A 9668-nucleotide genomic window follows, 5' to 3' on the forward strand; every position below is an offset into this window, starting at 1 on the left:
TTTAAGCGTGCCACATCGGTAAGGTGGACAGCAATAGAAAAATTTATAGGACAGTATATCTATGGTTTTTGAACAAAATTTGACAGACGACCAACTTAAAATCATAGAGGCCAGACATCATGATCCCTTTGCAGTATTGGGGCGTCATCCGACTAAAACCGGCGTGTATGTGAGAGCTTTTCTGCCACATACTGAATCTGCTTGCGTGGGTAACAATCTACCTATGAAAAGAGTCGCTGGTACGGATATCTTTGAATGGTCAGGCCAATCAGATGAGTTGGAAGTTCCCTATCAAATACATCGCACGACATCACATAATGAAATTCATAGTCATTACGATCCTTACTGCTTTGCTCCGCAGATTTCAGATTATGACTTGTATCTGTTTGCCGAAGGTAAACACTGGCATGCCTATCGCATTCTGGGCTCGCACAAACGCACAGTCAATGGCGTCGAAGGCGTCGTATTTGCCACCTGGGCACCTAATGCCCAACGTGTCAGTGTAGTAGGCAGTTTTAATCGCTGGGATGGTCGCTGTCACCCAATGCGCTCCAGAGGCAGCACTGGTGTCTGGGAATTATTTATTCCAGGCCTGGATTTAGGTGAACTGTATAAGTTTGAAATACGTAATCACCAGGATGGCAGTCTGCATCTGAAAATGGATCCTTATTGTCAGCAAGCGGAACTTCGTCCCAACACTGCTTCTGTAATATTTGACAGTGCATATCAATGGCAGGACAGAGACTGGATGGCCACCAGAGAACACACCAAGTGGTTAAATGCGCCACATAGTGTTTATGAAGTACATCTTGGATCGTGGCAAAAACACAGTGATGGAAGTTTCTGCAGCTATCGCCAACTTGCTGACAAATTGGTGCCATATGTCAGCAAAATGGGTTTTACTCATATTGAATTATTGCCAATCACCGAACATCCGCTTGATATTTCCTGGGGTTATCAGACGACTGGCTATTATGCAGCGACCAGTCGATTTGGTTCGCCGGACGATTTCCGCTATCTGGTGGATCAATGTCATCAAAATAATATCGGTGTGATCCTTGATTGGGTGCCCGGCCATTTTCCCAAAGACAGCTTCGGCCTGGCCCGATTCGACGGCACAGCGCTGTATGAACATGAAGATCCGCGACGTGGTGAACATCAGGATTGGGGCACGTTAATTTTCAATTACGGTCGAAATGAAGTTCGTAACTTTTTGTTATCCAGTGCGTTTTTCTGGCTGGAGGAATTCCATATTGATGGACTGCGTGTCGATGCAGTCGCGTCGATGTTGTATCTGGACTATTCACGCCAGGAAGGTCAATGGCTACCTAATATTCATGGTGGTCGTGAAAATCTTGAAGTTATCAGTTTTCTGCAAGAGGTTAATACGATTCTGCATCAGGCCCATCCGGGCTGTATTATCGCTGCGGAGGAATCAACGTCGTATCCGATGGTTTCCCGCCCTGCCGATATGGGTGGTCTTGGGTTTTCGATGAAATGGAATATGGGCTGGATGCACGATATTCTCGAATATATGAAGCAAGACCCCATCCATCGCCGCTATCATCATGATCAACTGACCTTTGGCTTGCTCTATGCCTTTACGGAGAATTTTGTCCTGCCCTTCTCTCACGATGAAGTGGTGCATGGCAAAAAGTCGATGCGTTACAAAATGCCTGGAGATGAATGGCAGCAATTTGCCAACCTGCGGTTGCTTTATACTTTTATGTTTAGTTATCCCGGCAAAAAACTGCTGTTTATGGGATCGGAGTTTGGTCAAGGTAGTGAGTGGAATAGTGAGCAGGCCCTTGAATGGTATTTACTTGACTATCCCCTACATCAAGGGTTGTTACAAATTGTCACCGATTTAAACAAGGTTTATCGTGAAAATCCTGCCCTGCATTTTCATGATTTTGATGCATATGGCTTTGAGTGGATTGATTGTAATGATCGCGAGCATTCGGTATTGAGTTACCTGCGACGCGGTCAAGACTCCATTGTTGTTGCGGTGTTTAATTTCACACCGGTAGTGCGGAACAATTATCGAATAGGTGTACCGGAAGCGGGTGAATATGAGGTGATTATTAACTCTGACTCTGAATATTACGCTGGTAGTAATTATCCAGTTAGTCCGATTATTTACAGTGAAGCTATCGAATGGTCAGACAGACCTTATTCAATCGTAGTCAATCTGCCGTCTTTAGCAGGTCTGATTATTCGTAAAAAACATTAAAAAAAAGCGGCTCGTTACATAACGAGCCGCTTTGATTTAATCATTATTGACGTAAAGCACGAATCATTTTAATAAGCTCAGTGGTCGAGCTGTCATGAACAGAGATGTCAGCATTACCTTGCAGATCAGGCAATATCGCTTTGGCTAATTGCTTGCCTAATTCAACACCCCATTGATCAAACGAGTTGATGTTCCAGATAACGCCCTGAACAAACACTTTATGTTCATACAAAGCGACTAATTGACCCAGCATTTCAGGCGTCAGTTTTGGAAATAACAACACATTACTCGGACGATTTCCCGGGAACACTTTATGTGGCAGCAACGCATCTAAAGCTTTGCCTTCATAACCTTCTTTAATCAGCTCTTCCCTGACCTCTTCGGCACTTTTGCCCTTCATTAATGCTTCAGATTGCGCCAGGCCATTTGCCAGCAGGATTGATTGATGATCACATTCAGGATAATGACTATTTACCGGTAATACAAAATCCACCGGGATTAACTGTGTTCCCTGATGGATCAGCTGAAAATAGGCATGTTGTCCGTTGGTACCCGGAGTACCCCAGATAACTGGGCCAGTTTTATAACTGATACGTGCGCCCTGACGGTTAATAAACTTACCATTACTTTCCATATCCAACTGCTGCATATGGTTTGGAAAACGGGCTAATGAATGGTCATAGGGCACAATGGCATGCGTTTGTGCATTAAAGAAATTGATGTACCAGATCCCCAGCATACCCATGATAACCGGGATATTTTCGGCTAACGGTTTGCTACGGAAATGGTTATCCATTTCGTGTCCGCCTTCCAGCAGACGGATAAAATTATCCATTCCGACATACAGTGCAATCGGTAAGCCGATGGCACTCCATAACGAATAACGTCCACCTACCCAATCCCAGATTTCAAACATATTGGCTGTATCAATACCAAATTTTGAAACTTCTTTGGCATTGGTGGATACAGCAACAAAATGTTTAGCGACATCGGTCTGAGTCGCAACTTTTAAAAACCAGTTGCGGGCAGATTGTGCATTAGTGATAGTTTCTTGCGTGGTAAACGTTTTTGAAGCCACGATAAACAGCGTGGTTTCAGGATTAAGCTTCTCTAATGTGGTACTAAGATCAGTGCCATCAACATTAGAAACAAAATGTGCCTCAAGACCGTCAATACCATAAGGCTCAAGAGCATCACAAATCATTGCTGGACCGAGGTCGGAACCACCAATGCCGATATTCACGATATCAGTGATTTTTTTACCAGTGAAACCCAACCATTTACCGCTATGCACCTGTTCACAGAACGCTGCCATCTTGTCTAATACAGCATTTACCTGTGGCATAACGTCCTGACCATCCACCATAACTGGTGTATTGGCACGATTACGCAAGGCTGTGTGTAAGACCGCACGACCTTCAGTGTGATTGATTTGCTCGCCGGAAAACATGCGTTCAATCCACGATTGCATATCAACCGCTTGCGCAAGGGCTATTAATTTATCAACAGTTTCGTGCGTAATGCGATTTTTGGAATAATCCAGTAACAAATCGCCAGAACGTAGGGAAAACCGCTCAAACCTATCTGAATCAAGCACGAACTGCTCGCGCATCGACAGGTATTTGATATCGGAATAATGTCTATCCAGTGATTGCCATTCGGCGATATTTAGTGGCGTCATATTTCTACTTATTTTTGTGAACGGTTATCAAAATTTGATGTTGAGAGAAAAGTTGCCAGCTCCGACCAGGCTAATGTCTGTTGTTCGCCTGTAGACATGGTTTTAACACCAATACGTTGCTGCGCCATTTCCTCTTCACCCAAAATTAAGGTCCAGCGCGCTCCACTACGATCAGCCCGCTTGAATTGGCTTTTAAAACTACCACCACCACAGTGGCTAATCAAGCGAAGATCCGGAAGCTGGTCTCTGAGGCTTTCAGCTAGTAATAAAGATTGCGCAGCAGCAGCTTCACCGACCGCGACCAGATAAACGTCTGGCCCTTGAATTCCCGGTAACCTACCACCGGCTTCAAGTAAAGAAATCAATCTTTCCAGACCGATGGCAAAACCGATTGCGCTGGAAGCTTTACCACCGAGTTGAGTAATCAAACCATCGTAGCGCCCGCCGGCACAAACAGTACCTTGTGCGCCCAGCTGATCGGTCACCCATTCAAAGACGGTTTTGCCATAATAATCGAGTCCACGTACCAGCCGTGGGTTGACCTCAAATGCAATACCGGCCTCTCTTAACGTGCAGCATAACTGTTCAAAATGCTCGGCTGATTCGGTATCTAGATAATCAATCAATTTCGGAGCAGCTTCGTTAAGTACCTGCATATCCGGATTTTTACTGTCCAGGATTCGCAACGGATTACTCAGCAAGCGTCGTTGGCTGTCTTCGTCCAGTTGTTGCTGATTAGCCTGATAGTACTCAACCAGTTTCTCCCGATAATGTAGCCGCGCCTCAGTACTGCCCAGTGAGTTAATTTGCAGCGTAATATCCTTTAAACCAAGCTTTTTCCATAAACGCGCAGTTAATAGAATCATTTCAGCATCAATATCCGGACCACTAAAGCCATAGGCTTCAACACCCAGCTGGTGAAACTGACGATATCGGCCTTTTTGCGGACGCTCATGACGAAACATCGGCCCCATATACCAGAGACGTTGCTGTTGATTGAACATGCCATGTTCCATTGCAGCTCTGACGCAGCCAGCCGTGCCTTCCGGACGCAATGTCAGACTGTCACCATTACGATCGTCAAAGGTATACATTTCCTTTTCAACAATGTCAGTGACTTCGCCAATTGAGCGTTTGAATAATTCAGTTTTTTCCAGAATGGGTAAACGGATTTCCTGATAACCATAGCTATCAAGGATCTGTTTCAGGCTGGTTTCAACGGCTTGCCAGTACGGCGTCATTTCCGGAAGAATGTCGTTCATTCCCCGGACAGAACGGATAATCTCTGCCACCTTTAGCTTATGTCCTTTATCGGAATTACTTTTGCGGGTTGTTCAGTGCGCATGGCGATCCGCTGGCGAATTTCTTTTTCCAGCTCATCCACCAATGATTCGTTGTCTAATTTATGATGCGGTTTTCCATCACGATATAACAGATTTGGTGAGCCACCAGTCAAGCCGATTGCAGCCTCCTTGGCTTCACCAGGACCGTTCACCACACAGCCGATTACCGCAACATCCATCGGTTCGATAATATCCTCCAGACGTGCTTCAAGTGCATTGACGGTGGAGATAACATCAAACTCTTGCCTGGAGCACGATGGACAGGCAATCAGATTAATGCCTTTGCTACGAATTCGCAGGCTTTTCAGAATATCAAAGCCGACACGGATTTCTTCTATCGGATCAGCGGCCAACGAAACGCGAATCGTGTCGCCAATACCTTCAGCGAGCAACATGCCAAGGCCAATAGCTGATTTCACTGCACCGCTACGCAAACTGCCTGCTTCTGTAATACCCAAATGCAAAGGCTGTTCAATTTGATTGGCCAATAGTCTATAGGCATGGACCGTCATAAACACATCAGATGCTTTCAAACTGACTTTAAAATCAGGGAAATTCAGTCGATCCAGAATATCTATATGTCTTAAGGCAGATTCAACCAGTGCTTCGGGTGTCGGTTCACCATATTTTTTTTGTAATTCTTTTTCCAGGGAGCCGGCATTTACACCTATACGGATTGGAATGCCAAAATCCCGGGCTTTATCGACAACCGCGCGAACCCGATCTTCTCTGCCAATATTGCCTGGATTTATTCGCAAACAGTCAACGCCAAGTTCGGCTACTCGCAGAGCAATTCTGTAATCAAAATGAATATCCGCAATTAATGGAATATCCACTTGCTGACGAATGGCGCCAAACGCTTCTGCCGCATCCATAGATGGAATTGATACACGGACAATATCTGCACCAACTTTTTGCAGGCGCTGGATCTGATCGACAGTTGCTGCAACATCGGTTGTTTCAGTATTGGTCATACTTTGCACAGCAACCGGAGCATCGCCGCCTACTGGAACATTACCAACCATGATTTGACGCGATTTACGTCGTTTTATAGGTGATGGTGAATGCATTAGGAGTCAACTCCCAAAGTAAAACGTGCAACATTACCGCGTGTGTACTCTGAAATATCAATTATCTCGCCATCAAATCTGACCGAAGCAGCATTTGCCTGGCCCAGTGAAACTTGCAGAGGTGAAGTACCCGTCAACTCAACAGTATTACCGCCTCGCACCACACGACTAATCAAAACCTGCTGATTGGCATCACGTACTTCAACCCAACAGTCGGCATTTATACCAATGATTAAATTTTTCTGATTTGAATTCTCGGCCACTGTTGGAGCAGAAGCTTCAAGCTCTGATTCACCTGTAACAGGTATAGGTGTGGTCTGAGGAGAATTACTTTCTGCCAATGGTTCTGTAGATTCTTCTGAAGATACAAGTGGTTCATCGATGTTAATGAACTGCTCGGTATTTGACTCTGTAATAGGGATTGGAGCTGCTACATCAGTGTCGATCGGATCCAATGGTTCGATCAGCGGTTGATTAGAATTATCACTAATCAGATCATCACTCTGCATTAATTGCCATTGTTGATAGGCAAACCAAGCTATTATCGCCACGATGATAAGTAATAAAAACGGCAACAATTGAAACGAAGATTTAGCTGGTCTTATTTGTTGTATTGGCGCAATTGCGGGAGTTCGGTGATCAATTGTTTCATGGAATTCAATATTGAAGCCTGCCAGCATTTCATCCTGCGGAAGCCCCAAGAACTTTACATAACTCAAAAAATAGCCACGGGCATAAGTCCGGCCATGCAACTTATCCCAGTTCTGTTCTTCCAGATGCACAATAGCATCTCGTGTGACCCTCAGCTGTGCTGCAGCATCAGTAATTGAGATTTTTTTCTCTTCACGAGCTTCGCGAAGACGTTTTCCAACATCGACTGATGAGGAAACAACACTCTGTTCTTCTGTATGACTCTCAGTCATAAATGTTAAATACCTTCATTGACTATACGCATTTCGTCAGAATCCGGAAACCGGGCTCGCATAATTAATTTATAGCTGGATACAGCATCTTCATTGCCCAGTTTTCGCTCAGTTTTTATGGCGGTCAGTAAAGCCTGAGGTGTCCAGGGAGACACATTATTAAAACGTTGTACATACGCTCTGGCCTGCATGTAATTCATTTGCTCATAGCTCAGATCAGCCATGCCCATCAATGATTTGCTTAAATTAGGGTTAATCTGTAATGCCCGTCTGAAATAGGATTCTGCCTTAACAACATCCGGTATCTCTCTGGTACATAACCCGGCATTTTCATAGGCCATTGCAGCGCTTTGATACAGCGGATTTTCAACCGCTTTCAGAAAGCGTTTTTCGGCTTCCTCATATTTGCCTTCCTGACACAGAAAAACGCCATAGTTATTTTGTGCTTCTGAATATTGTGGAGCACGATTAACCGCTTCTTTAAAATGTTTTTCAGCTTTCTGACTTTCGCCCAAACGCTGATAAAGCAAAGCCATCGTATTGTGTGCACTGGGTAAATTCGGGTTTTGCTTCAATGCTTTATCAAGCTTTTCCATGGCGATTTCATAATCACCACGTTGCAGATAACTTATCCCCAACTGCATATTTAATTCTGCAGCTTTAGGATCCGGTGCGATATGTTCACGTGGTCCCGTTGTACCACATGCCGTTAGCAGCAAAATTGATGTCGCCAGAAAACCTATTTGCAAAGATGATTTCATCGGACGAAAACAACCTCCCGTTCGACTAATTTCTGAGTACGGCGAGTTTTATCCTGCACCTCACCCGCTAATTGACCACAGGCAGCCACAATATCATCACCACGTGTTTTTCGTACAGTCGCCACCAGACCGGCAGCAATCAATTGCTCTTTAAAACGAGTAATCACATTTCGAGACGAGCATAGATAATTGGTGCCGGGAAATGGATTAAACGGAATCAGATTAATTTTATTGGGAATACCTTTCAGAATTCGGATCAAATCCCGTGCATCCTGTTCCGAGTCATTGATGCCTGCCAACATGACATACTCGACCGTGATGTGACGACGTAATTGCTCACCCGTTACATAACGTTTGCAGGCTGCCAATAATTCAGCAATCGGATACTTATCGTTTAACGGAATAATTTCGCTACGTAATTTGTCATTGGCAGCATGCAGTGAAATAGCCAGGCTGACATGACAATCTTCTTTTAAACGATCAATCATCGGTACCACACCAGAGGTACTCAATGTTAAACGTCGCCAGGAAATCCCATAAGCCAGATCATCTCGCATCAGATTCATCGCAGTAATTACATTGTTGTAATTCGTCAGCGGTTCACCCATGCCCATCATGACCACATTGGTCACCATTCGATTGCCTTTCGGATCTTTGCCTAAGGCTTCATTGGCAATCCACAGTTGAGCAATAATTTCTGCAGAACTGAGATTACGATTAAAACCTTGTTGACCAGTGGAACAAAAGGTACAAGTCAATGCACATCCCACTTGAGAAGAAACACATAAGGTGCCTCGTCCGTTTTCAGGAATAAACACCGTTTCAATCGAATTATCACCATCCATTTTGATGATCCATTTACGGGTACCATCAGTGGATATGTGTTCGTGTAGCAATTCCGGTACACGTATTTCGGCAATTTGACTCAGTTTTTCACGTAGTGTTTTGCTCAAATTACTCATCTGAGCAAAATCAGTAACGCGATACTGATGAATCCACTGTAAAAGCTGGCGCGCACGAAAGGGTTTCTCATCAATTTCGACGAAAAACCCTTCCAGACCTTTCAGGTCCAGACCAAGCAGATTGGTCAATGTGTTTGCCATTATTCAGTGATTAGCGAGTGCGTGCGCACAATTGATCTTCAGTGAAGAAATACGCAATTTCACGAGCAGCACTTTCGGCTGAATCTGAACCGTGCACAGCGTTTTCATCGATGCTTTGCGCAAAATCAGCACGAATAGTGCCTGGTGCTGCATCAGCAGGATTAGTTGCACCCATTAAATCGCGGTGAGTGATAACAGCATTGTCACCTTCAAGAACTTGAATCATGACAGGGCCAGAAGTCATAAAACTTACCAAATCCCCAAAAAACGGACGTGCTTTATGTTCTGCATAAAAGCCTTCTGCTTGTTGCTGAGACAGATGCACCATACGGGCAGCTACAACAGAAAGACCGGCTTTCTCGAAACGTGAGTAAATTTCACCAATAACATTTTTTGCTACCGCGTCCGGTTTGATAATTGACAGAGTACGTTCAGTCGCCATGTGTATCCTCATTGATTGATTGGATTAAATCGACATATTCTAGCATCTATAGGGCTCTGTGATAGTAGCGTTCACCGAGTTTTTATTAAGCGGCCAATTTTGCTTTGGATTT

General features: G+C 44.4%; 8 protein-coding genes. 1 reads left to right on the plus strand and 7 read right to left on the minus strand.

Annotated elements, in window-relative coordinates:
* Positions 1-61 precede the first annotated feature (61 nt).
* Entirely contained in the window at positions 62-2233 is a 2172-nt protein-coding gene (gene glgB / locus Q7V21_RS05590; protein ID WP_304916329.1) for a 1,4-alpha-glucan branching protein GlgB, read from the plus strand.
* A 43-nt stretch (positions 2234-2276) separates the two neighbouring features.
* On the opposite strand, the gene pgi is transcribed toward glgB, so the two are convergent.
* Genes pgi through ndk form a run of 7 tightly spaced genes read right to left on the minus strand, consistent with a single transcriptional unit; the run spans position 2277 to position 9556 of the window.
* Positions 2277-3914 carry a glucose-6-phosphate isomerase gene (gene pgi, locus Q7V21_RS05595; protein ID WP_304916330.1) on the minus strand — a complete coding sequence of 546 codons (1638 nt, stop codon included), beginning with the start codon at positions 3912-3914 and terminating at the stop codon, positions 2277-2279.
* 8 nt (positions 3915-3922) lie between these two features.
* Entirely contained in the window at positions 3923-5206 is a 1284-nt protein-coding gene (gene hisS / locus Q7V21_RS05600) for a histidine--tRNA ligase (protein ID WP_304916331.1), read from the minus strand.
* Positions 5207-5208: 2 nt separating this feature from the next.
* Positions 5209-6327, minus strand: a complete 1119-nt coding sequence (ispG, locus tag Q7V21_RS05605; RefSeq protein ID WP_304916332.1) for a flavodoxin-dependent (E)-4-hydroxy-3-methylbut-2-enyl-diphosphate synthase — start codon at positions 6325-6327, stop codon at positions 5209-5211.
* The gene (locus Q7V21_RS05610; protein ID WP_304916333.1) at positions 6327-7250 is read right to left on the minus strand and encodes a RodZ domain-containing protein; all 924 of its coding nucleotides are present in this window, start codon (positions 7248-7250) and stop codon (positions 6327-6329) included. The genes ispG and Q7V21_RS05610 overlap by 1 nt, the downstream gene beginning before the upstream one ends.
* A 5-nt stretch (positions 7251-7255) precedes the next feature.
* Positions 7256-8011, minus strand: coding sequence for a type IV pilus biogenesis/stability protein PilW (gene pilW, locus Q7V21_RS05615; protein ID WP_304916334.1), 756 nt, complete (start codon positions 8009-8011; stop codon positions 7256-7258).
* Positions 8008-9114, minus strand: coding sequence for a 23S rRNA (adenine(2503)-C(2))-methyltransferase RlmN (gene rlmN / locus Q7V21_RS05620; RefSeq protein ID WP_304916335.1), 1107 nt, complete (start codon positions 9112-9114; stop codon positions 8008-8010). The genes pilW and rlmN overlap by 4 nt, the downstream gene beginning before the upstream one ends.
* Positions 9115-9124: 10 nt before the next feature.
* A complete protein-coding gene (gene ndk, locus Q7V21_RS05625) occupies positions 9125-9556 on the minus strand; it encodes a nucleoside-diphosphate kinase (protein ID WP_304916336.1) in 432 nt (143 codons plus the stop codon).
* Between the last annotated feature and the right edge of the window lie 112 nt (positions 9557-9668).

The organism is Methylophaga sp., assembly GCF_030651745.1.